Source organism: Mycobacterium syngnathidarum, from assembly GCF_001942625.1.
Taxonomy (GTDB): Bacteria; Actinomycetota; Actinomycetes; order Mycobacteriales; family Mycobacteriaceae; genus Mycobacterium; species Mycobacterium syngnathidarum.
In genome coordinates, this window is record NZ_MLCL01000011.1 from 109788 (window position 1) to 132156 (window position 22369).

Here is a 22369-nt window from a genome sequence, read left to right on the forward strand (position 1 = left end):
AAATTCAATGATCGTCCCCGGCGATCAGGTCCGCGGGGCCGGTGGGTAACCGCCAACCGAAAATCAACCCGGCAAGGCGCAGCGTCGTGGCGAGTACCGTGCCGACCACGAGGCCTATCCACTGCGGGCCGAAGTAGTCGATGACCGCATAGGCCGTCGCGCCCATCAACGCCGGGACGGCGTAGAGATCGTCCGGCCGCATCAACATCGGGATCTCCCGGACCAGTACGTCGCGGATGATTCCGCCGCCGATCGCCGTGGTCATGCCGATCAGCACGGCCGCGAACCAACTGGCCCCGTTGTCGACAGCGAACGCCGCGCCCGAGGTCGCGAAGAAGCCCATGCCGATCGCATCCAGCGGAAGCACGATGTGGTGGAACCGGATGAGGTGCTTGGCGGTGAGAGTGGCCACGGCCGTCGCCGCCAGGGCAACCGTGATGTTCGGCCAGTGCTGAATGGAAGTAGGAGGATGAACACCGAGGAACACGTCACGGATCACCCCGCCGCTCACACCGGTCAACACGCCCAGCGCCGCGATACCGAACAGATCGAAGCCCTTGCGGATCGCCACGATGACCCCCGAGGACGCGAACACCGCTATCCCGAGGTCGTTGAGCACCGTCTGCAACACGACTGAACGTTAGGCCCTCGCTAAGCTGCCTTGGTGGCCGAACCCGTCATGTCGCCGACCCTGGACCTCAAAACGCAGGCGTTCCGGTTCGTCGTGACCGGTGGGCTCTCGGCGATCGTGGACTTCGGGCTGTACGTACTGCTCTACAAGGCCTTCGGATTGCAGGTCGACGTGGCCAAAACGATCGGCTTCATCGCCGGGACCACGACCGCCTACCTGATCAACCGGCGCTGGACCTTCCAGGCTCCGCCGAGCACGGCCCGGTTCATCGCGGTGTGGGCGCTCTACCTGGTCACTTTCGCAGTGCAGGTCGGGCTGAACCACCTGGTGCTCCACCTCGCCGATTACCAATCGTGGGCGGTGCCGGTGGCCTTCGTGATCGCCCAGGGCACGGCGACGGTGATCAACTTCATCGTGCAGCGTGCGGTGATCTTCAAACTGCACTGAGCTGCGCGCCGCAGACGCTGTCGCGAAAGGGACGCCAGGGTTGTTCTGCGCGGCGTCCGACGACCGTTGCGTCACTCTCGGCGCGCAGTCGGGCCGGTCCGTGGCTACTGCCGGGTACTCTCCTTAGCGATGTCGACTACCGAATTGCCGACCACTCCCAAGCGCCTGACGGGCTGGGGCCGGACCGCACCGACCGTGGCACAGGTGCTCTCGACCAGCGATCCCGAAGTCATCGTCAAGGCCGTCACGCAGGCCGCCGAGCACAAGGGCCGGGGCGTCATCGCCCGCGGCCTGGGTCGCTCCTACGGTGACAACGCCCAAAACGGCGGCGGACTCGTCATCGACATGTCGGCGCTGAACCAGATCCACTCGATCGATGCCGACACCAAGCTGGTCGACGTGGACGGCGGGGTGAACCTCGACCAGCTGATGCGGGCCGCGCTCCCCCACGGGTTGTGGGTCCCGGTGCTGCCGGGCACCCGGCAGGTGACCATCGGTGGTGCCATCGGTTGCGACATCCATGGCAAGAACCACCACAGCGCCGGAAGTTTCGGCAACCACGTGCGCTCGATGGACCTGCTGACCGCGGGCGGCGAGATCCGCAAACTCACCCCGGACGGTCCCGAATCCGAACTGTTCTGGGCCACGGTCGGCGGTAACGGCCTGACCGGCATCATCCTGCGGGCCACCATCGAGATGACCCCGACGGAGACCGCGTACTTCATCGCCGACGGCGATGTCACCCACAGCCTCGACGAGACCATCGAATTCCACAGCGACGGTAGCGAATCCAACTACACCTATTCGTCTGCGTGGTTCGACGCGATCAGCAAGCCACCGAAACTCGGCCGGGCCGCGATCTCGCGAGGTTCACTGGCAACGCTGGATCAGCTGCCGCCGAAACTCCGCAAGAACCCGCTGAAATTCGATGCGCCACAACTACTTACGTTGCCGGATGTGTTCCCCAACGGGCTGGCCAACAAGCTGACCTTCGGACCGATCGGCGAACTCTGGTACCGCAAGTCGGGCACCTACCGCAACAAGGTGCAGAACCTGACGCAGTTCTATCACCCCCTGGACATGTTCGGGGAGTGGAACCGCGCCTACGGCCCTGCGGGTTTCCTGCAGTACCAGTTCGTGGTGCCCACCGAGGCCGTCGAGGAGTTCAAGGCCATCATCGTCGACATCCAGCGCTCCGGGCACTACTCGTTCCTCAACGTGTTCAAGCTGTTCGGCCCGGGCAACCAGGCGCCGTTGAGCTTCCCGATCCCCGGCTGGAACGTGTGCGTGGACTTCCCGATCAAGGCCGGACTGAACGAGTTCGTCACCGAACTCGACCGCCGCGTACTGGAATTCGGTGGCAGGCTCTACACCGCCAAGGACTCCCGCACGACGGCCGAGACCTTCCACGCGATGTATCCACGCATCGACGAGTGGCTGGCGGTACGTCGCAAGGTCGATCCCGACGGCCTGTTCATCTCGGACATGGCGCGCCGGCTGGAGCTCGTCTAGCCCCTCTCTGTTCCCCTCGAGTTCGCCGAGAATTTTATTCTTGACTAATTCCAGAAAAGGGGCCAGACTTCCGTTCGTGGCGACAACCGCGGACTTCCAGCAGATGCTGCGAAGCGCCGACCTGCGTGTGACGCGCCCCCGTGTGGCGGTGCTGCACGCAGTCAGCACACACCCGCACGCCGACACCGACACGATCATCCGTGCCGTGCGTGACGAACTGCCCGACGTTTCACACCAAGCTGTGTACGACTCGTTGCACGCGCTGACCGCAGCCTCTCTGGTGCGTCGCATCCAACCATCCGGTTCGGTCGCCCGGTACGAATCGCGCATCGGCGACAACCACCATCACGTCGTGTGCCGATCGTGCGGCGCAATCGCCGACGTGGACTGCGCGGCCGGGTCCGCCCCATGCCTGTCCGCGTCAGAAGACCACGGCTACGAGATCGATGAAGCCGAGGTCATCTATTGGGGCACCTGCCCCGAATGTTCCGTTTCTCCAAAGAGATAACCCCTTAACCCGCCAGCCCCGGAAAGGATTGTCATGGCAGACGCCGAAACCCATCCCCCGATCGGTGAAGCACAGACCGAACCCGCCGAAAGCGGTTGTCCCATGCGGATCAAGCCGCCCGTGGAGGGCGGCAGCAACCGCGATTGGTGGCCCAACGCGGTCAACCTGAAGATCCTGCAGAAGAACCCGCCTGCCATCGATCCGTCGGACGAGGGCTACGACTACCGCGAGGCCGTCAAGTCTCTCGATGTCGAGGCCTTCCAGCGCGATTTCGATGAGCTGCTGACGAATTCACAGGACTGGTGGCCGGCCGACTTCGGGCACTACGGTCCGCTGTTCGTCCGCATGTCCTGGCATGCCGCGGGCACCTACCGCGTCGAGGACGGCCGCGGTGGTGGCGGGCGCGGTATGCAGCGCTTCGCCCCGCTGAACAGCTGGCCCGACAACGTCAGCCTGGACAAGGCCCGCCGCCTGCTGTGGCCGCTGAAGAAGAAGTACGGCAAGCAGATCTCGTGGTCCGACCTGCTCGTCTACGCAGGCAACCGCGCGATGGAGCACATGGGCTTCAAGACCGCCGGCTTCGCGTTCGGCCGCCCGGACTACTGGGAGCCCGAGGAGGACATCTACTGGGGCGCCGAGCACGAGTGGCTGGGCTCGCAGGAGCGCTACGCCGGCGCCGACGGTGACCGGACCAAGCTGGAGAACCCGCTCGGCGCCAGCCACATGGGCCTGATCTACGTGAACCCCGAAGGGCCCGAAGGCAATCCGGATTATCTGGCGGCAGCCATCGACATCCGCGAGACGTTCGGCCGGATGGCGATGAACGACGTCGAGACCGCCGCCCTGATCGTCGGTGGCCACACCTTCGGCAAGACCCACGGCGCCACCGACATCGAGAACGGTGTCGAGCCCGAGGCCGCACCGCTGGAGCAGATGGGTCTGGGCTGGGCCAACCCCGGCGTCGGCAACGACACTGTCAGCAGCGGTATCGAGGTGACCTGGACGCACACTCCGACCAAGTGGGACAACAGCTTCCTGGAGATCCTCTACGGCAACGAGTGGGAGCTGACCAAGAGCCCGCAGGGCGCCAACCAGTGGAAGCCCAAGGACAACGGTTGGGCCAACTCGGTGCCGATGGCGCAGGGCAACGGCAAGACCCACCCGTCGATGCTCACCACCGACCTGTCGATGCGGTTCGACCCGATCTACGGCGAGATCACCCGCCGCTGGCTGGATCACCCCGAGGAGCTGGCCGAGGAGTACGCCAAGGCCTGGTTCAAGCTGATCCACCGCGACATGGGTCCGGTGACGCGCTACCTCGGTCCGCTGGTGCCCAAGCAGACCTGGGTGTGGCAGGACATCATCCCGGCCGGTAAGCCGCTGTCCGACGCGGACGTCGCCACCCTCAAGGCGGCCATCGCCGGCTCCGGTCTGACCACCCAGCAGCTGATCGACACCGCGTGGAAGGCAGCGGCCTCGTACCGCTCCAGCGACATGCGGGGCGGCGCCAACGGCGGCCGGATCCGGCTGCAGCCGCAGCTGGGCTGGGAGGCCAACGAGCCCGACGAGCTGGCCCCGGTGATCGCCAAGCTCGAGGAGATCCAGGCCGCTTCCGACACTGGTGTGTCCTTCGCCGACCTGGTGGTCCTCGGTGGTGTCGTCGGTCTCGAAAAGGCCATCAAGGACGCCGGTTTCGACGTCGAGGTGCCGTTCACCTCCGGCCGGGGCGACGCCTCGCAGGAGCAGACCGACCCCGACTCGTTCGCCTACCTGGAGCCCAAGGGCGACGGTTTCCGCAACTTCGTGGCCAAGGGCGACAGCCTGCCGCCCGAGTACCGCCTGATCGACCGGGCCAATCTGCTCGGTCTGTCGGCTCCGGAGATGACCGTGCTGATCGGTGGTCTGCGGGTGCTGGGCGCCAACCACGGCGGCTCGGAACTCGGCGTGTTGACGGACAAGAAGGGTCAGCTGACCAACGACTACTTCGTCAACCTGACCGACATGGGCACCAAGTGGGCCCCGGCACCGGCCGACGACGGCACCTATGTCGGCACCGACCGCGCCAGCGGTTCGCCGAAGTGGACCGCCAGCCGGGTCGACCTGCTGTTCGGCTCGAACTCGCAGCTGCGGGCGCTGGCCGAGGTCTACGCCGAGGACGACTCCAAGGAGAAGTTCGTCAAGGACTTCGTCGCGGCCTGGACCAAGGTGATGAACGCCGACCGGTTCGACCTGGAGGTCTGATCGGTCGGCTGCTTCGACGGCCTGATCTGACGGGTAACGCAGCACCCCGCGAGCTCCGGCTCGCGGGGTGTTGTTGTCGCGCTAGGCTTTTGCGCGCATTGCCCGATAAGCCGCCCTGCCGAAGATTTCGGCCATCAGCTCGGGTTCGGCGTCGTCCCCGTCGTCGAGCATCTTGCGGACGGCGGCTTCACAGATCGCCAGGAACACCTCGACCAGCATGGGCAGTGTGACGTCGACATCGGCGACCTGCCAGCGTTGCAGCAGCGGACGCATCGCGGTGGCGAGCTGCCCTCGGATGCGCTCACGGCCGGCGACGATGGCCGCGGTCAACACCGGATCGGGGTCGGCGGCGAAGATGATGCGCCAGGAGGCCGGGCGTTCACGGACCGTGCTTCCCAGCGCTCGAAAACCGTCAACGAACAACTGCTCGATGGAGCCGGTGCGCTGCGGCGGCAGCAGTTCGAGCAGGCTGGACAGCACCACGTCGGTTTCCCGATCCAGCAGTGCGGCAAGCACTTCCCCACGGCCCGGGTAGCAGGCGTACACCACCGGCCTGGTGACACCCAGACGTCTCGCGATGGTTCCCATCGTGACGTCGGCCAAGCCCTGGTGTGCTGCGATATCCAACGCGGTGTCCAGCACTTGCGGCCGGCGCCGGTCCGGGCCCAGGTGTTCGGCGCGGGCCCGGTTGGCTAGTGCGGCATCTTCCATGTCAACCGATGGTGCCAAGGATCGGCTGTGATTCCACGATCCCCTCGTCACTGGGTGCGCGGCCCTCGCCGAACACCCGGACCGCCTGCCGGTCACGAAGTGAGAAGTGCGCCTGGCTGGGCGCGTCGTAGCCGAAGCGGCGCTGCGCCTCACGGGGTGTGGTGGTGACCGGGTCCTTCGGCGGAACCGCCAGCAGCACCCGCGCGCCGATCGGCAAGGTCGCCGGGGACAGGAGTCGCAGCAGGATCAGCTGCAGCCGGGTGCTCGTCGCAATCAGCCGGAACCCGATCCGCAGCGGCAGCACCGCCAACGCGTCGAGCACCCGGGAAGTGCTGAGCCCGGCCATCTCTCGCATCCAGCGCGGCATCGTCGCCAGGGTGCCGCGGCGCAGGAACGCGGTGATGACCCTGGTGCCCGGCCGCAGCAGCAGCGGCATCTCGGGCAACATCACCTCGGCACCCAGCAGGTGGTGCATGGCCTGCCGGGCGATGTCCGAGCCGATCAGTTGGGGCCGCATCTGCTCGAAGTACTCCCGGATGCCCTCGCGGGTCAGGGGAACGTCGGAGCGATCGCAGGTCTGCAGTTCGGCCGCGATCGCGCATTCGCGCCAGTACTGCAGCTCCTCTTCGGGTGACAACGGGCCGGGACCGTACTTCTCGTAGGCCACCAGGATCGAATGCCACGCGGTCAGGTGGATCCACAGCTGCGAAGCGGGATCGTTGGCGTCGTAGGTCTTTCCGGTGACCGGATCGGTGCCGATCGCTTTGGAGTGGACCTTGACCAGGACGTCGGCGGCCTTGGTGGTGGAGCGGCTGTCGTCGAACGCCACCATCGCGAAGTACCGCAGCGTGCGGTCGTACCGGGTGCGCGGGCGTGAGTAGATCTCGTGGGTCTTGTCGACCGCCGCGACGAGCGCGGGGTCGAGTTCTTCGATGACGACAGCGCGCTGGAACCCGATCGACAGCGAGGTGGGATAGCTCCACACCTTCCATGTCATCGAGTCGGGACCGAAGAAACCGTAGTCCTCCCCCGGTTCCGTCGCGGGCAACGTCAGCCAGTCACGGATCGTCATGATCTCCCCCATTTCCTACACGGTGTAGAAAAAAGCTACGTCGCGTAGGAAGTGGGGTCAAGGCCCTGCGCTCGGATTGCTCGGATTTTCAGGAGAAACCGCACGGTACCCTCGTCACGATGTCCCCCGAGGCTTGGAGCTGCGCTAGATGGTGTTCGACGCCGTAGGTAACCCCCAGACGATTCTGCTGCTCGGCGGCACTTCAGAGATCGGGCTGGCGATCTGTGAGCGCTATCTGCGCGACGCGTCGGCCCGCATCGTGCTGGCCGCCCTGCCCGGCGACCCGGGCCGCGACGGCGCAGTAGCCCAGCTGCGCAAGGCCGGCGCCAGTTCGGTCGAGGTCATCGACTTCGACGCCGTCGACACCGCAAGCCACCCCGACGTGATCGACAAGGCATTTTCCTCCGGTGACGTGGACGTCGCGATCGTCGCGTTCGGCCTGCTCGGCGACGCCGAAGAACTGTGGCAGAACCAGCGTAAAGCCGTGCAGATCGCCGAAATCAACTACACCGCAGCCGTTTCCGTCGGCGTGCTGGTCGGCGAGAAGATGCGGGCACAGGGCTACGGCCGGATCATCGCGATGAGCTCCGCAGCCGGCGAGCGGGTGCGCCGCTCCAACTTCGTCTACGGCTCCACCAAGGCGGGGCTCGACGGGTTCTACCTCGGTCTCGGAGAGGCGCTGCGCGAATTCGGTGTGCGGGTGCTGGTGATCCGGCCCGGGCAGGTGCGCACCCGGATGAGCGCGCACGTCAAGGAAGCCCCGCTGACGGTCGACAAGGAGTATGTGGCCGAACTGGCCGTCACCGCCTCGGCCAAGGGCAAGGAGCTGGTCTGGGCGCCGGGCGCGTTCCGCTACGTGATGATGGTTCTGCGGCACATCCCGCGGCCCATCTTCCGCAAGCTTCCCATCTGATGCAGCAGCGTCCGGCCAGGGTCATCGGACACATGGTGATCGCCCTGATGCTCGCCTCGGCGGTGGCCGGGGTTTCGATCGCCGCGATCGCCCAGGTCCAATGGCCGGCCTACAACACGTCCAACCAGCTGCACGCGCTCACCACGGTGGGCCAGGTCGGTGCCCTGGCGGGCATACTGGCCGCCGGCCTGTTCTGGCGCCGCGGCCGGCGCACGCTGGCCCGGCTGACCGCACTGATCTTCCTGTCGGCTTTCTCGGTGGTCACCCTGGCGATGCCGTTGGGCGCCACCAAGCTGTACCTGTTCGGGGTCTCGGTCGACCAGCAGTTCCGCACCGAATACCTGACCCGGCTGACCGACACCCCCGGCCTGCACGACATGACCTACTTCGGGCTGCCGCCGTACTACCCGGCCGGCTGGTTCTGGATGGGCGGGCGCATCGCCGCGGCCACCGACACCCCGGCATGGGAGATGTTCAAGCCGTGGTCGATCGTCTCGATCACCATCGCGGTCGCCGTCGCATTCGTGTTGTGGTCGACCATGATTCGGTTCGAGCACGCACTGATCGTCACCACCGCGAGCACCGCGGCGATGCTGGCCTACTCCTCCACCGAGCCCTACGCCGCGATCATCACCGTGCTGTTGCCGCCGGTGTTCGTGCTGGCCTGGTCCGGGCTTCGGGGCAAAACCCGCAACGGCGGCTGGGCGGCAGTCATCGGTGTCGGCATCTTCCTCGGCCTCGCCGCCCTCTTCTACACCCTGCTGCTGGCCTACTGCGCGTTCACGCTGGCACTGATGGCGCTGGTGCTGGCGGTCGCGCGGCGCAGCATCGACCCGCTGCTGCGCCTGGCGGTCATCGCCGTGATATCCGGGGCCATCGCCCTGATCACCTGGGCCCCGTACCTTTTGGCGTGGCTGGGCGGCGAGCCCGCAGAGAAGGGCACCGCCCAGCACTACCTGCCCGACGCCGGCGCCCAGCTGACCTTCCCGATGCTGAGCTTCACGCTGCTGGGCGCGCTGTGCATGCTCGGCACGCTGTGGCTGGTGGTCCGGGCACGCACCTCGACGCGGGCGGGCGCGCTGGCCATCGCGGTGCTCGCCGTCTACGCCTGGTCCCTGCTGTCGATGCTGACCACCCTGGTCGGCACCACGCTGCTGTCCTTCCGGCTGCAGCCGACGCTGACCGTGTTGCTCACCACCGCAGGCGCGTTCGGGTTCATTGAATCGGCGCAGGGCCTGGCCCGTCTCGCAGCGCGGCGCTATCAACCGGAAACCGCACGGCGGGTCATCACCGCGGCCGCCACGGTCGGCGCCATCGGCGCCCTCACGTTCAGCCAGGACATCCCCGACGTGCTGCGCCCCGACATCAACGTGGCCTACACCGACACCGACGGCACCGGTCAGCGAGCCGACCGCCGGCCACCGGGCGCCGAACGCTACTACCGCGAGATCGACGCCAAGATCGCCGAGGTCACCGGGGTTCCGCGCAACCAGACCGTGGTGCTGACCGCCGACTACAGCTTCCTGTCGTACTACCCCTACTACGGGTTCCAAGGTCTGACGTCGCACTACGCCAACCCGCTGGCCGAATTCGACAAACGCGCCAAGGCCATCGAAGCCTGGGCCACCATGACCAAGGCCGACGAGTTCGTGAAGGCCCTCGACGAAATGCCCTGGAAGGCACCGACGGTGTTCTTGATGCGCCATGGCGCCAACGACACCTACACGCTGCGCCTGGCATCCGACGTCTACCCCAACCAGCCCAACGTGCGCCGCTACCACGTGGCGCTCGACACGGCCCTGTTCAAAGATCCACGTTTCGAGGTGACCGACATCGGTCCATTCGTCCTGGCGATCAGAAAGCCAACCCCCGATGGCCATTAATCCCGGCGCTGACACGCCGATAGCATCAGAGCCCGTGACGGGACCGCAGGGAACCGCCGGCAGCAATCACCGGACGGCGCGGCTCATCGCGATCGTCGCCGGTCTGCTCGGCGTACTGATGGCGGTGGCGACACCGCTGCTTCCGGTCAAGCAGACCACCGCCGAGCTGAACTGGCCGCAGAACGGCACATGGCAGAGCATCAACGCCCCGCTGATCGGGTACGTGGCCACCGACCTGACCATCACGGTGCCGTGCCAGGCCGCCGCGGGACTGGCCGGGCCGGAGAACCGAGCCCGCACCGTCCTGCTGTCCACTGTGCCCAAGCAGGCGCCCAAAGCCGTCGACCGCGGCCTGCTGATCGAGCGAGTCAACAACGACGTGCTGGTCATCGTGCGCAACACCCCGGTGATCAGCGCACCGCTGGACGCGGTACTCAGCCCGGCATGCCAGTCCCTGACCTTCACCGCGCACGCCGACAAGGTGACCGGGGAGTTCGTCGGGCTCACCCAGCGTGACGCCAGTGCGACCGCCGACCATCCCGACGCGCCCCTGCGCGGTGAACGGGGCGGCTACGACTTCCGGCCGCAGATCGTCGGTGTCTTCACCGACCTGTCCGGGCCCACGCCCGAGGGCCTGAAGTTCTCGGCCACCATCGACTCCCGCTACAGCAGCGCCCCGACATTGCTCAAGCTGCTCGCGATGATCGTCGGCGTCGCGATGACCGTCATCGTACTGGGCGCGCTGCACCGTCTCGACACCGCCGACGGTGTCCGGCACCGGCGCTTCCTGCCGCCCCGCTGGTGGTCGATGAAACCGCTGGACGGACTCGTCACCGCCGTGCTGGTGTGGTGGCACTTCGTCGGCGCCAACACCTCCGACGACGGTTACATCCTCACCATGGCCCGGGTGTCCGAGCACGCCGGTTACATGGCCAACTACTACCGCTGGTTCGGCACACCAGAGGCCCCGTTCGGCTGGTACTACGACCTGCTGGCCCTGTGGGCCCACGTCTCCACCTCCAGCATCTGGCTGCGGCTTCCCACCCTGGTGATGGCGCTCGCGTGCTGGTGGGTGATCAGCCGTGAGGTGCTGCCGCGGCTAGGTCGCGCCGTCAAGACCAACCGGGCGGCCGCCTGGACCGCGGCCGGAATGTTCCTGGCGTTCTGGCTGCCGCTGAACAACGGACTGCGTCCCGAGCCGATCATCGCCCTCGGCATCCTGCTGACCTGGTGTTCGGTGGAGCGCGGAGTAGCCACGAACCGAACGTTGCCGGTGGCCATCGCCATCATCATCGGCGCCTTGACGTTGTTCTCGGGCCCCACCGGTATCGCGGCCGTCGGCGCCCTACTGGTGGCGGTCGGGCCGCTGAAAACCATTGTGGCCCGGCATACCTCACGCTTCGGCCACCTTGCGCTACTGGCCCCGATCCTGGCTGCCTGCACCGTCACGATCATCCTGATCTTCCGCGACCAGACCCTGGCCGGGGAGATCCAGGCCAGCACCTTCAAATCCACCGTCGGCCCCAGCCTGGCCTGGTTCGACGAGCACATCCGCTACTCGCGGTTGTTCACCTCAAGCCCGGACGGTTCGGTGGCGCGACGCTTCGCGGTGCTGACCCTGCTTGTGGCGCTGGTGGTTTCGGTGGCGATGACGCTGCGCAAGGGCCGCATACCAGGTACCGCCGCGGGACCGAGCCGGCGCATCGTCGGCATCACGATCATCTCGTTCCTGGCGATGATGTTCACCCCGACCAAGTGGACCCACCACTTCGGTGTGTTCGCCGGGCTGGCCGGATCGCTGGGCGCGCTGGCTGCGGTCGCTGTGACGGCCGCCGCGATGCGCTCCCGACGCAACCGCTCGATGTTCGCCGCACTCGTGCTGTTCGTGATGGCGCTGTCGTTCGCGACCGTCAACGGCTGGTGGTACGTCTCCAACTTCGGTGTGCCCTGGTCCAACTCGTTCCCCGAGTGGCATTTCGGGTTCACCACCATGCTGCTCGGCTTGTCGGTGCTGGCCCTGCTGCTGGCCGCCTGGTACCACTTCAGCGACCGCGACGAATCCCCGGACGGGCCACAGCGCCGATGGCAACGGATCGTGCAATCGCCGCTGGCGATCGCCGCGTGGCTGCTGGTGACGTTCGAGGTGGTCTCACTGACGCTGGCGATGACCAACCAGTACCCGGCCTGGTCGGTCGGCCGCTCCAATCTGGAGGCGCTCACCGGCAAGACCTGCGGACTCGCCAACGACGTGATGGTCGAGGAGAACGCGAACACCGGTGCCCTCGAACCGATCAGCGAACCGCCCGGGCAGGCGCTCGGCGCGGTCATCGCGCAGGGATTCGGCCCCAACGGCATCCCCTCGGACATCTCGGCCGACCCGGTCATGGAACAACCCGGCTCCGGCAACTTCGCCGACACCGACTCCGGCACCGTGACCGGCAGCGAGGTGGGCACCGAGGGCGGCACCACCGCCGCCGCCGGAATCAACGGCTCCAGGGCCCGGCTGCCGTACGGCCTGGACCCGGCCACCACCCCCGTGCTGGGCAGCTGGCGGGCGGGAACCCAGCAGCCGGCGATCATGCGGTCGGCCTGGTACCGGCTGCCCGATCGTGATCAGGCCGGCCCGCTGCTCGTGGTCTCGGCAGCAGGCCGGTTCGATCCGGGTGAGGTCGTGGTGCAGTGGGCCACCGATGCCCAGGCCGCCGAGAACAAGCCCGGCGGCGGCGTCGGATTCGCCGACGTGGGCGCCGCCCCGGCCTGGCGCAACCTGCGCGCCCCGATGGACGCCATCCCGCGGGAGGCCACCCAGATCCGCCTGGTCGCCTCCGACGACGACCTGGCCCCGCAGCACTGGATCGCGGTGACCCCGCCGCGCATCCCGCAGCTGCGCACCCTGCAGGACGTGGTCGGATCGCAGGACCCGGTGCTGCTGGACTGGCTCGTGGGCCTGGCGTTCCCGTGCCAGCGCCCCTTCGCCCATCAGTACGGCGTCACCGAGGTGCCCAAGTGGCGGATCCTGCCGGACCGCTTCGGCGCCGAGGCCAACTCGCCGGTGATGGACTACCTGGGCGGCGGCCCGCTGGGCATCACCGAACTACTGCTGCGCCCGTCGAGCGTGCCGACATATCTGAAAGACGACTGGTTCCGGGACTGGGGCTCGCTGCAACGGCTCACACCGTGGTACCCGGACGCCGAACCGGCTCGCCTGGACCTGGGCACCGCGATCCGCAGCGGACTGTGGAGCCCGGCCCCGCTGCGGCACAGCTAGGACACAGCTCGGACAAGTCTCTCCAGCACGCGGCAGGTGAAACCGGGTCTCACATACGGGTCGCATAACATCGAGCCTCGTGCCTTCCGATGAGCCAACCGACCGTGTTGTGGGCATCGCACGCCTGATCGCCATCGTCGCGGGCATCGCGGGTGTGGTGTTGTGCGCCCTGGTGCCACTGCTGCCCGTCAAACAGACCACTGCGACCATCCTGTGGCCGCAGGGCACCGATGCCGCGGGCAACGTCACCGCGGTGACGGCGCCGCTGGTCTCGGGCGCCCCGCAGACCCTCGACGTGTCCATCCCGTGCTCGGCGATCGCGACGCTGCCCGCCGAGGGCGGCCTGGTGTTCTCGACAATCCCCTCGGGTGGCATCGACGCCAGCCGCAACGGGCTGTTCGTGCGCGCCAACACCGAAACCGTGGTGGTGGCATTCCGAGATTCGGTGGCAGCCGTCGCTCCCCGCGCGGCGGTCAACGCCGGCGGCTGCAGCGCGCTGCACCTGTGGGCGAACCTCGGCGGGGTGGGCGCTGACTTCGTCGGCATCCCCGGCGCCGCCGGCACCGCGGCCGTGGAGAAGAAGCCTCAGGTCGCCGGCCTGTTCACCGACCTGAAGATGGCGCCGCAGCCCGGGCTGAGCGCCCGCGTCGACATCGACACCCGGTTCATCACCTCACCGACCGCGCTCAAGCTGCTGGTGATGGCGCTCGGCGTGGTGTGCGTGGTGGCCTCGATCGTCGCGCTCGCCGTGCTGGACCGGCGGAGCCGCCCCGGCGGCGACATTCAGGTCAGTGGCGGCCACCGCATTCGTCACGCCTGGCGCCGTTTCGTGAAGGTCCCGTTTGCCACCTGGATCGCCGACATCGGCGTCATCGGCGGACTCTTGCTGTGGCACGTCATCGGCGCCATCTCATCGGACGACGGCTACAACCTGACCATCGCGCGGGTGTCGGCCGACGCCGGATATTCCGCCAACTACTTCCGCTACTTCGGCGCCACCGAGGCCCCGTTCGACTGGTACCAGTCGGTGCTGGCCCACTTCGCAGCGATCAGCACGGCGGGCGTCTGGATGCGGGTGCCCGCCACCCTGGCCGCCATCGGCACGTGGCTGCTGCTGAGCCGCTGGGTGCTGCCGCGGCTCGGCCGGCGCGTCGCACTCAACCGGGTCACGATGTGGACCGCGGGCGCGGTGTTCCTGGCCGCCTGGTTCCCGTTCAACAACGGACTGCGCCCCGAACCGCTGATCGCCTTCGGTGTGCTCGCGGTGTGGGCGCTCGTCGAGACCACCATCGGAACACGGCGTCTGTGGCCCACGGCCCTGGCGATCATCGTCGCCGCCCTCAGCGTCACGCTGGCCCCGCAGGGCATCATCGCCGCCGCCCCGCTGCTGGTCGGTGCGCGCCGCGTGGTCGGCATCATCCGCAGCCGCCGCATCGCCCTGCCCGCACTCGCCGCGCTCGCCGGCTCGGCGGCACTGATATTCGTCGTCGTGTTCCGTGACCAGACCCTGGCCACCGTCGCCGAGTCGGCCCGGATCAAGTACACGGTCGGCCCGACCATCTCCTGGTATCAGGAATTCCTGCGCTATTACTTCCTGACCGTCGAGGATTCCGTCGACAGCTCGCTGACCCGACGGTTCGCGGTGCTGGCCATGATGCTGTGCCTGTTCGGCATGATCGCGCTGCTGCTGCGCAAGGGGCACGTGCCCGGGATCGCCAGCGGCCCGGTCTGGAGACTGCTCGGCACCACCGCCATCGGCCTACTCCTGCTGCACTTCACCCCGACCAAATGGGCCGTGCAGTTCGGTGCCTTCGCCGGACTGGCTGCCGCCCTTGGTGCGGTGACCGCGTTCGCCTTCGCCCGGGTGGGTCTGCACAGCCGACGCAACCTCGCGCTCTACGTCACCGCTCTGCTGTTCGTGCTCGCCTGGGCCACCTCCGGCATCAACGGCTGGTTCTACGTCGGCAATTACGGCGTGCCCTGGTTCGACCGTCAGCCGGTGATCGCCGGCTACCCGGTGACCACCATGTTCTTGGCCCTGGCGATCGTCACCGCGGTGCTGGCCGGCTGGCTGCACTTCCGGATCGACTACGCCGGACACACCGAAGTCGCCAACACCCGCCGCAACCGCGTGCTCGCCTCCACGCCGCTGCTCGTGGTCGCCGTCATCATGGTGGTGCTCGAAGTCGGCTCGATGACCAAGGGCTTCGTCCAGCGCTACCCCGTCTACACCACCGCCAAGGCCAACCTCTCGGCGCTCACCTCCGGTCTGTCCTCGGACAGTTGCGCCATGGCCGACGACGTGCTGGTCGAAGCCGACACCAACGCAGGCATGCTGCAACCGGCGGAAGGGCAGACCTGGGGCGAGTACGGCCCGCTGGGCGGACAGAACCCCGTCGGCTTCACCCCCAACGGGATCAGCGACACGCTCGAACCGCCGAAGCCTGTCGTCGCCAACCCTGGCACGGTGAACTCCGACGGTTCCCCCAACAAGCCCAACGTCGGCATCGCCTACGCCGCGGGCACCGGCGGCGGCTACGGCCCCGAAGGCGTCAACGGCTCGCGGGTGTATCTGCCGTTCGGCCTGGACCCCGCGCGCACCCCGGTGATGGGCAGTTACAAGGAAAATACCGTCGCCGCCAAGGCCACCTCGGCCTGGTACCAACTGCCGCCCCGCACCCCGGACCGGCCGCTGGTGACCGTCGCCGCCGCAGGCGCCATCTGGTACTACGACGAAGAACACGAGTTCCACTACGGCCAGTCACTGAAACTGCAGTGGGGCGTGCACCGTCCCGACGGCAGCTTCCAGGCCCTCGACGCCGTGCAGCCGATCGACGTGTTCGCCCAATACGCCTGGCGCAACCTGCGTTTCCCGTTGGCCTGGGCGCCGCCGGAGGCCAACGTGGCGCGAATCGTCGCCGACGACCCGAACCTGTCCGACGATCAGTGGTTCGGTTTCACCCCGCCGCGGGTGCCGACCCTGCAGACCGCGCAGGAGTTCCTCGGCAAGCAGACCCCGGTGCTGATGGACATCGCGACCGCTGCGAACTTCCCGTGCCAGCGCCCGTTCTCCGAACGACTCGGTGTGGCCGAGTTGCCGCAGTACCGCATCCTTCCCAACGTCAAGCAAGTGGTGGTGTCGTCGAACATGTGGCAGTCCGCCCAGAAGGGTGGTCCCTTCCTTTTCATCCAGGCGCTGCTGCGCACGTCGACCATTCCGACGTACCTGCGCGACGACTGGTACCGGGACTGGGGCTCCATCGAGAAATACGACCCGGTGGTACCGGCCGGGCAGGCGCCTGTGGCCTCGATTGATCAAGGAACCCAACGAGTGTTCGGCTTCAGCCGGCCCGGACCGATCCGAGCCCTGCCATGAGCGTGACCTTGCGCGAACACAGCGCTGACAAGAACGTTCAGCTGACCCGCTGGGTCGCGATGATCGCCGGCCTGATCGGCTTCCTGTGCGCGGTGGCCACGCCGCTGCTGCCGGTGGTGCAGACCACCGCCACCCTGAACTGGCCGCAAGCCGGACAGATGAACAGCGTCACCGCACCGCTGATCAGCCAGACGCCCGTCACCATGTCGGTGACGGTGCCGTGTGAGGTGATCCGGTCGACGCCGCCCGAGGGTGCGATGGTGCTCGGCACCGCCCCCAAGGAGGGCAGGCAAGCCGCGCTCAACGCGTTGTTCGTCAACGTCAACGCCAAGCGCGTCGACATCACCGACCGCAACGTGGTGATCGCCAGCGTGCCGCGCGAGAAGGCCGCGGGCTGCTCACGTATCGAGATCACGTCGTCGGAGGCGGGCACTTTCGCCACGTTCGTCGGGTTGACCGACAAGGACGGCAAGGAGCTGCGCACCGGCTTCGCCGATCCGAACCTGCGACCCCAGATCGTCGGCGTCTTCACCGAGCTCAGCGGACCCGCGCCGCAAGGACTTTCGCTCTCGGCCACGATCGACACCCGATTCACCTCCAAGCCCACTGCGCTCAAGCTCGCGGCGATCCTGATCGGCATCGCCGCCACGGTGATCGCGGTGCTCGCGCTGTGGCGCCTCGACCGGCTCGACGGCCGGCGTATGCACCGCGTGATCCCGTCGCGCTGGCGCACGTTCAGCGCCCTGGACGTGGTGGTGGTCGGCGCGTTCCTGCTGTGGCACATCATCGGCGCCAACTCGTCCGACGACGGCTACCAACTCCAGATGGCGCGAGTCGCCGACCACGCCGGCTACATGTCGAACTACTTCCGCTGGTTCGGCAGCCCCGAAGACCCCTTCGGCTGGTACTACAACCTGCTGGCCCTGATGACCCACATCAGCGACGCCAGCATCTGGATGCGGCTGCCTGACCTGCTGTGCGGAATCGTGTGCTGGCTGTTGCTGTCACGCGAGGTGCTGCCCCGGCTCGGGCCCGCGGTGATCGCGTCCAGGCCCGCACTGTGGGCAGCCGGCATGGTGCTGCTGGCGGCCTGGATGCCGTTCAACAACGGCCTGCGCCCCGAGGGCCAGATCGCCACCGGCGCCCTGATCACCTACGTGCTGATCGAGCGGGCCATCATCTCCGGGAGGCTGACCCCGGCCGCCCTGGCGATCATCTCGGCGGCCTTCACCCTCGGCATCCAGCCGACCGGCATCATCGCCGTGGCCGCCCTGGTGGCCGGTGGACGTCCGCTGCTGCGCATCCTGGTGCGCCGGCGCCGCGTCCTTGGCGTGTGGCCGCTGGTGTTGCCGCTGCTGGCCGCCGGCACAGTGATCCTGACCGTGGTGTTCGCCGACCAAACGTTCGCCACGGTGTTGGAAGCCACCAGAATTCGCACCGCGATCGGGCCGGCGCAGGAGTGGTACACCGAGAACCTGCGCTACTACTACCTGATCCTGCCGACCGTGGACGGCTCGCTGTCACGGCGGTTCGGCTTCATCGTCACCGCGCTGAGCCTGTTCGCCTCGCTGTTCATCATGTTGCGGCGCAAACGGATTCCCGGTGTAGCCCGGGGACCGGTGTGGCGGCTGATGGGCATCATCTTCGCCACGATCTTCTTCCTGCAGTTCGCCCCCACCAAGTGGGTGCACCACTTCGGCCTGTTCGCCGCCGTGGGTGCGGCGATGGCCGCGGTGGTGACGGTGCTGGCCGGACCCGCAGTGCTGCGCTCGGCGCGCAATCGGATGGCGTTCACGTCTGCCGTGCTGTTCGTGCTCGCGCTGTGCTTCGCCAGCACCAACGGCTGGTGGTACGTGTCCAGCTACGGCGTGCCCTTCAACAACGACAAGCCCAACATCGGCGGAATCACGGTGAGCGCCATCTTCTTTGCGCTGTTCGTGATCACCGCACTGTGGGCTTACTGGCTGCATCTGCGGCCATCGGCCGAGGGCCGGATGACGCGGGCACTGACCACCGCTCCGGTGCCGGTCGCGGCCGGGTTCATGGTGGTGGTGTTCGTCGGTTCGATGCTCTACGGAGTGGTGCGTCAGGACGGCACCTACTCCAACGCCTCGTCGAACCTGCGAGCGTTCGCCGGCGGCTGTGGCCTGGCCGACGACGTGCTCGTCGAACCCGACACCAATGACGGCTTCCTCACCCCGGTGCCAGGCGACTACGGCCCGCTGGGGCCGCTGGGCGGCACCGCGCCGACCGGGTTCACCCCCAACGGAGTGCCGGATCATATTGTTGCCGAGGCGATCCGGATCACCGTGCCGATGCCGGGCATCGACGCCGACTGGAACGCCGCGGTCAAGCTGGACACCCCCGGTGTCAACGGATCGACCGTGCCACTGCCGTACGGCTTGGATCCCAACCGGGTTCCGTTGGCCGGCAGCTTCGCCGAGGGCCCGGCGCAGCAGGTGAGCAAGCTGGCCTCGGCCTGGTATGAGCTGCCCGCCCGCGACGACGCCCACCCGCTGGTCGTCGTGACCGCGGCCGGAACCATCACCGGCAACAGCATTTTCAACGGCCGTACCGAGGGGCAGACCGTCGAACTGGAATACGGACGGACCGGGCCCGATGGCACCGCGGTGCCGGCCGGCCGGGTGGTGCCGTATGACCTGGGGCCGATCCCGTCCTGGCGCAACCTGCGCTTCGACCGCAGTGAGATTCCGGCCGACGCCACCTACGTCCGGGTGATCGCCGACGACCTGTCGCTGAGCCCCGGCGACTGGGTCGCGGTCACCCCGCCGCGGGTGCCCGAGGTCAAGACCGTGCAGGAGTACGTCGGATCACAGCAGCCGGTGCTGATGGACTGGGCGGTGGGCATGGCCTTCCCGTGCCAGCAGCCGATGCTGCACGCCAACGGCGTCACCGAGGTGCCGAAGTTCCGCATCACCCCGGACTACAACGCCAAGATGAAAGACACCGACACCTGGGAGGACGGCATCAATGGCGGCCTGCTGGGGATCAGTGACCTGTTGTTGCGCCAGCACGTGATGGCCACCTACCTGGACAAGGACTGGGGCCGCGACTGGGGCTCGCTGCGCAGATTCGACACCATCGTCGATGCGGCTCCGGCGACGATCGAGCTTGGGACAGAGACCCATTCAGGCCTCTACAAGCCTGGCCGGATCCGGATCAAGCCGTAGCCCGTTGCGGTGCATCGAGTGGCCAGTTATGACACGCGTTGAACCAAAAGTTGTGCCATAACTGGCCACTCGCGCTATCCGATCCCTTTTTCAGCGGCGGTGACGAGCTTGCGCGACAGTGTTCCGAGCACCACGCGCAGGACCAGCCGGTAGCCCAATCCAACGACACGCCAACGAGTCTGGTAGCGCCCCCGCCAGGTCACCTCGGTGCCGCCCGCGGACTCGGCGAACGTGACTTCGGCCTGGTAATCCCGGATCGGTCCGTCGGCGAGCATGGTGTAGCCGTGTCTGCGGCCGGGCTCGTGAATTGTGGTCATCTCGCGGGCCGGCTTCTTCCTGGTGCCCACGGCCCGGATCGCCCCGACTCCGCCATCGTCGGCAGGGCCTCGGGTCTCCCACGCCGAGTAGGGAATCAGGGGCCGGGCCCACTCCGACCACCGGGACCCGTCGGACACGATGGCGAACAGTATCGCTGGCGGCGCCGTGGTGTGGCGGCGGATCACGCATTCATAGCGGTGCACGAGTCGGGACTTTAACAGAACAGCGTTCTATTATGTAGCGGTGCCCGAATCCGCGCCGCCTTTCCAGCGCGCCCGTAACGCCGTCCAGCGCCAGGACCGGTTGACCCAGTTGCTCGCCGCCACGCGGGAGTGCCTCCGGCACACCGGAGCCGCCACGCTCACCTTGGGTGACGTGGCCGCGGCGGCCGGCCTGGCGAAATCGGGCATCCTGCGGTACGTGCGCTCACGCGAAGCGCTCCTGCTACGGGTCATGTACGACGAACACCTCGACTGGATCGAGACGCTGGCCGGCGAGTTGCGCACCGTCACACCCGCGACCGCCCTGGCTCGCACCCTGGCCGAGCGTCCACTGCTGTGCGATCTGATCGCGGCTTCCCCAGTCCTCATCAACCGGCTCGGCCCCGAAGACCTCCCGGAACTGCCGGCCCAGGCACATGACGCCCAGCAGCGGTTGGGTGCGGCATTGAGACCGGCGCTGCCGTTGTCCGACGCGCAGCTGGCCTCGCTGACAGCGGCCATCCACGCCTTCACCGGGACGGCGTGGGCATGGACCCGACCGGGTGCGGCCGGCCACGACGCCATGGTCACCGATTTCGAGGGCACCGTGCGCGGGCTGCTCGGCGTCTTCATCGCCGGCCTGCAGTCCTGAACCCCTCAGCGGTGGCGCAAATACTCCAGCGCTCGCACCGCGGCATTGGCGCCACACATGCCATGGGCACCCGGGCCCGGCGGCGTGGCACCCGAGCAGATGTACATGCCCGGAATCCCGACGTCATAGGGAGCCAGGGTGGGCCGTGGCCCGAACACCAGCTGCCGGATGTCCTTGGCACCGGTGCAGATGTCGCCGCCGACGTAGTTCGGGTTGTAGACCGACATCTCGGTGGTCGAGCGCACCGCGGACTCGACGACCCGGTCGGCGAATCCCGGCGCGAACCGCTCGAACTGCGCGATGATGGCGTCGGTGGCATCACCGGTATAGCCATGGGGCACATGCGCATAGGCATAGATCGGATTGATCTTTCCGGCCGAGCGGCCCGGGTCCGCCAGGTACTGCTGACCTACCAGAACAAACGGCCGGCGCGGCATACGTCCGGCATGGATGTCCCGCTCGGTGGCCGCGATCTCGTCGAAGTCGCCGGCCAGGTGCACCGTACCGGCCCGCCCCACCTCGGGATTGGTCCACGGCACCGGCCCGCGAACCGCGAAGTCGACCTTGAAGGCGCCTGGGCCATAACGGAATCGACGGTAAGCATGCGCCGCCAGCCGGGGCAGGCGGGCCCCCAGGATGCCGGCGACAGCCGTCGGCGTCAGATCGAACATGGTGATGTCCGACGGCGGCAGTTGAGCCGCCGTGGTGATCCGGACACCCGTTTGCACCTTGCCGCCGAGTTCGGCCAGGGCCGAGGCCAACGCATCGGTGATCGCCTGCGACCCGCCTTCGGCGACGGCCCAGCCGTGCCGATGTCCGGCCGTGAGGATTCCCAGCCCGATCGCCGAGGTCATCGGATAGTGCAACGGCCGGAAGGTATGGGCCGCAACGCCTCCGAACAACGCCCGGGCCGCCGGGGTCTTAAAGACCCGGGCCAGCACCGCGGCCGGCAGCACCGTGGGCAACCCGAACCGGGCCAGCATCAAGGGATGGGCAGGGATGCGCACCAGCGGGCCCATGATGTCGTCGGCAAGCGTGTCGAAACGGGCAGCGGGGCCGCCGAACAGTGCCCGCCAACGCCGGCCGTCGGCACCGAGTCCGGCTGCGGTCTGCTCGACACTGCGATACAGCAGACCGGCCTCACCGTTGTCGAGCGGGTGCGCACAGTCGATTTCAGGCCAGCGCCAGCGCAATCCGTGCCGCTCAAGGCCGAGACCGGCGAGAAACGCCGAGCCCACGGCCATCGGGTGAATCGCCGAGCAGTGGTCCACCACGACACCGCCGAGAGTCCCCGAGCGCACCCCGCCACCGATTTCGTCGGACGCCTCCAGCACGGTGACCTCGTGCCCGGCCCGGGCCAACACGATGGCGGCCGCGAGCCCGTTGGGCCCACTCCCCACGACGACGGCGGTGCTCATAGGCGATCCCCTTCCGCCCTCAGCCTAA

The 22369-nt window shown here is 67.6% G+C and carries 15 protein-coding genes; 10 read left to right on the forward strand and 5 right to left on the reverse strand.

Annotated elements, in window-relative coordinates; all coding sequences use genetic code 11:
- Window positions 1–4 precede the first annotated feature (4 nt).
- Window positions 5–631, reverse strand: coding sequence for a trimeric intracellular cation channel family protein (locus BKG60_RS03200; RefSeq protein ID WP_070186680.1), 627 nt, complete (start codon window positions 629–631; stop codon window positions 5–7).
- Window positions 632–679: 48 nt separating this feature from the next.
- Here BKG60_RS03200 and BKG60_RS03205 point away from each other — a divergent pair, with 48 nt between their 5' ends.
- The 4 genes from BKG60_RS03205 to katG all read left to right on the forward strand — a co-directional run bounded on the left by BKG60_RS03205 (window position 680) and on the right by katG (window position 5339).
- Complete coding sequence (locus BKG60_RS03205) at window positions 680–1078, forward strand: GtrA family protein (protein WP_070946599.1); 399 nt, start codon at window positions 680–682, stop codon at window positions 1076–1078.
- Window positions 1079–1207: 129 nt separating this feature from the next.
- Window positions 1208–2590 (forward strand): decaprenylphosphoryl-beta-D-ribose oxidase, encoded by a 1383-nt coding sequence (gene dprE1, locus BKG60_RS03210; protein ID WP_070946592.1) that lies wholly within the window; start codon window positions 1208–1210, stop codon window positions 2588–2590.
- 103 nt (window positions 2591–2693) lie between these two features.
- A complete protein-coding gene (locus tag BKG60_RS03215; RefSeq protein WP_070186686.1) occupies window positions 2694–3098 on the forward strand; it encodes a Fur family transcriptional regulator in 405 nt (134 codons plus the stop codon).
- 33 nt (window positions 3099–3131) lie between these two features.
- Complete coding sequence (gene katG / locus BKG60_RS03220) at window positions 3132–5339, forward strand: catalase/peroxidase HPI (RefSeq protein WP_070946591.1); 2208 nt, start codon at window positions 3132–3134, stop codon at window positions 5337–5339.
- 81 nt (window positions 5340–5420) lie between these two features.
- On the opposite strand, the gene BKG60_RS03225 is transcribed toward katG, so the two are convergent.
- Both BKG60_RS03225 and BKG60_RS03230 read right to left on the reverse strand, forming a co-directional pair.
- Window positions 5421–6050: a TetR/AcrR family transcriptional regulator gene (locus tag BKG60_RS03225; RefSeq protein ID WP_070186677.1), complete on the reverse strand. Its 630-nt coding sequence runs from the start codon at window positions 6048–6050 to the stop codon at window positions 5421–5423.
- Between the two features lies 1 nt (window position 6051).
- Window positions 6052–7134: an oxygenase MpaB family protein gene (locus BKG60_RS03230; RefSeq protein ID WP_070946590.1), complete on the reverse strand. Its 1083-nt coding sequence runs from the start codon at window positions 7132–7134 to the stop codon at window positions 6052–6054.
- A gap of 136 nt (window positions 7135–7270) precedes the next feature.
- On the opposite strand from BKG60_RS03230, the gene dprE2 reads away from it, so the two are divergent.
- The 5 genes from dprE2 to BKG60_RS03255 all read left to right on the forward strand — a co-directional run bounded on the left by dprE2 (window position 7271) and on the right by BKG60_RS03255 (window position 19753).
- Window positions 7271–8035 (forward strand): decaprenylphospho-beta-D-erythro-pentofuranosid-2-ulose 2-reductase, encoded by a 765-nt coding sequence (gene dprE2, locus BKG60_RS03235; protein ID WP_070186675.1) that lies wholly within the window; start codon window positions 7271–7273, stop codon window positions 8033–8035.
- Window positions 8035–9918: a galactan 5-O-arabinofuranosyltransferase gene (locus BKG60_RS03240; protein WP_070946589.1), complete on the forward strand. Its 1884-nt coding sequence runs from the start codon at window positions 8035–8037 to the stop codon at window positions 9916–9918. Before dprE2 ends, BKG60_RS03240 begins: the two co-directional genes overlap by 1 nt.
- A complete protein-coding gene (locus tag BKG60_RS03245; protein WP_423226848.1) occupies window positions 9908–13186 on the forward strand; it encodes an arabinosyltransferase domain-containing protein in 3279 nt (1092 codons plus the stop codon). Before BKG60_RS03240 ends, BKG60_RS03245 begins: the two co-directional genes overlap by 11 nt.
- Before the next feature lie 79 nt (window positions 13187–13265).
- On the forward strand, window positions 13266–16562 hold the full coding sequence (locus BKG60_RS03250) for an arabinosyltransferase domain-containing protein (RefSeq protein ID WP_070186672.1): 3297 nt from the start codon (window positions 13266–13268) through the stop codon (window positions 16560–16562).
- Entirely contained in the window at window positions 16559–19753 is a 3195-nt protein-coding gene (locus BKG60_RS03255; RefSeq protein ID WP_070946587.1) for an arabinosyltransferase domain-containing protein, read from the forward strand. The genes BKG60_RS03250 and BKG60_RS03255 overlap by 4 nt, the downstream gene beginning before the upstream one ends.
- Window positions 19754–19827: 74 nt before the next feature.
- On the opposite strand, the gene BKG60_RS03260 is transcribed toward BKG60_RS03255, so the two are convergent.
- On the reverse strand, window positions 19828–20274 hold the full coding sequence (locus tag BKG60_RS03260) for an SRPBCC family protein (RefSeq protein ID WP_070946586.1): 447 nt from the start codon (window positions 20272–20274) through the stop codon (window positions 19828–19830).
- A 40-nt stretch (window positions 20275–20314) separates the two neighbouring features.
- Between BKG60_RS03260 and BKG60_RS03265 the strand changes: the two genes are divergently transcribed.
- Entirely contained in the window at window positions 20315–20923 is a 609-nt protein-coding gene (locus BKG60_RS03265; protein WP_070946585.1) for a TetR/AcrR family transcriptional regulator, read from the forward strand.
- Between the two features lie 5 nt (window positions 20924–20928).
- On the opposite strand, the gene BKG60_RS03270 is transcribed toward BKG60_RS03265, so the two are convergent.
- Window positions 20929–22341, reverse strand: a complete 1413-nt coding sequence (locus BKG60_RS03270; RefSeq protein WP_070946584.1) for a phytoene desaturase family protein — start codon at window positions 22339–22341, stop codon at window positions 20929–20931.
- Between the last annotated feature and the right edge of the window lie 28 nt (window positions 22342–22369).

Bases quoted from the DNA above. Each gene is read 5' to 3' on its own strand.
- BKG60_RS03205 (WP_070946599.1), top strand. From the start codon at position 680: ATGTCGCCGACCCTGGACCTCAAAACGCAGGCGTTCCGGTTCGTCGTG.
- dprE1 (WP_070946592.1), top strand. From the start codon at position 1,208: ATGTCGACTACCGAATTGCCGACCACTCCCAAGCGCCTGACGGGCTGG.
- BKG60_RS03215 (WP_070186686.1), top strand. From the start codon at position 2,694: ATGCTGCGAAGCGCCGACCTGCGTGTGACGCGCCCCCGTGTGGCGGTG.
- katG (WP_070946591.1), top strand. From the start codon at position 3,132: ATGGCAGACGCCGAAACCCATCCCCCGATCGGTGAAGCACAGACCGAA.
- BKG60_RS03225 (WP_070186677.1), bottom strand. From the start codon at position 6,050: ATGGAAGATGCCGCACTAGCCAACCGGGCCCGCGCCGAACACCTGGGC.
- BKG60_RS03230 (WP_070946590.1), bottom strand. From the start codon at position 7,134: ATGGGGGAGATCATGACGATCCGTGACTGGCTGACGTTGCCCGCGACG.
- dprE2 (WP_070186675.1), top strand. From the start codon at position 7,271: ATGGTGTTCGACGCCGTAGGTAACCCCCAGACGATTCTGCTGCTCGGC.
- BKG60_RS03240 (WP_070946589.1), top strand. From the start codon at position 8,035: ATGCAGCAGCGTCCGGCCAGGGTCATCGGACACATGGTGATCGCCCTG.
- BKG60_RS03245 (WP_423226848.1), top strand. From the start codon at position 9,908: ATGGCCATTAATCCCGGCGCTGACACGCCGATAGCATCAGAGCCCGTG.
- BKG60_RS03255 (WP_070946587.1), top strand. From the start codon at position 16,559: ATGAGCGTGACCTTGCGCGAACACAGCGCTGACAAGAACGTTCAGCTG.
- BKG60_RS03270 (WP_070946584.1), bottom strand. From the start codon at position 22,341: ATGAGCACCGCCGTCGTCGTGGGGAGTGGGCCCAACGGGCTCGCGGCC.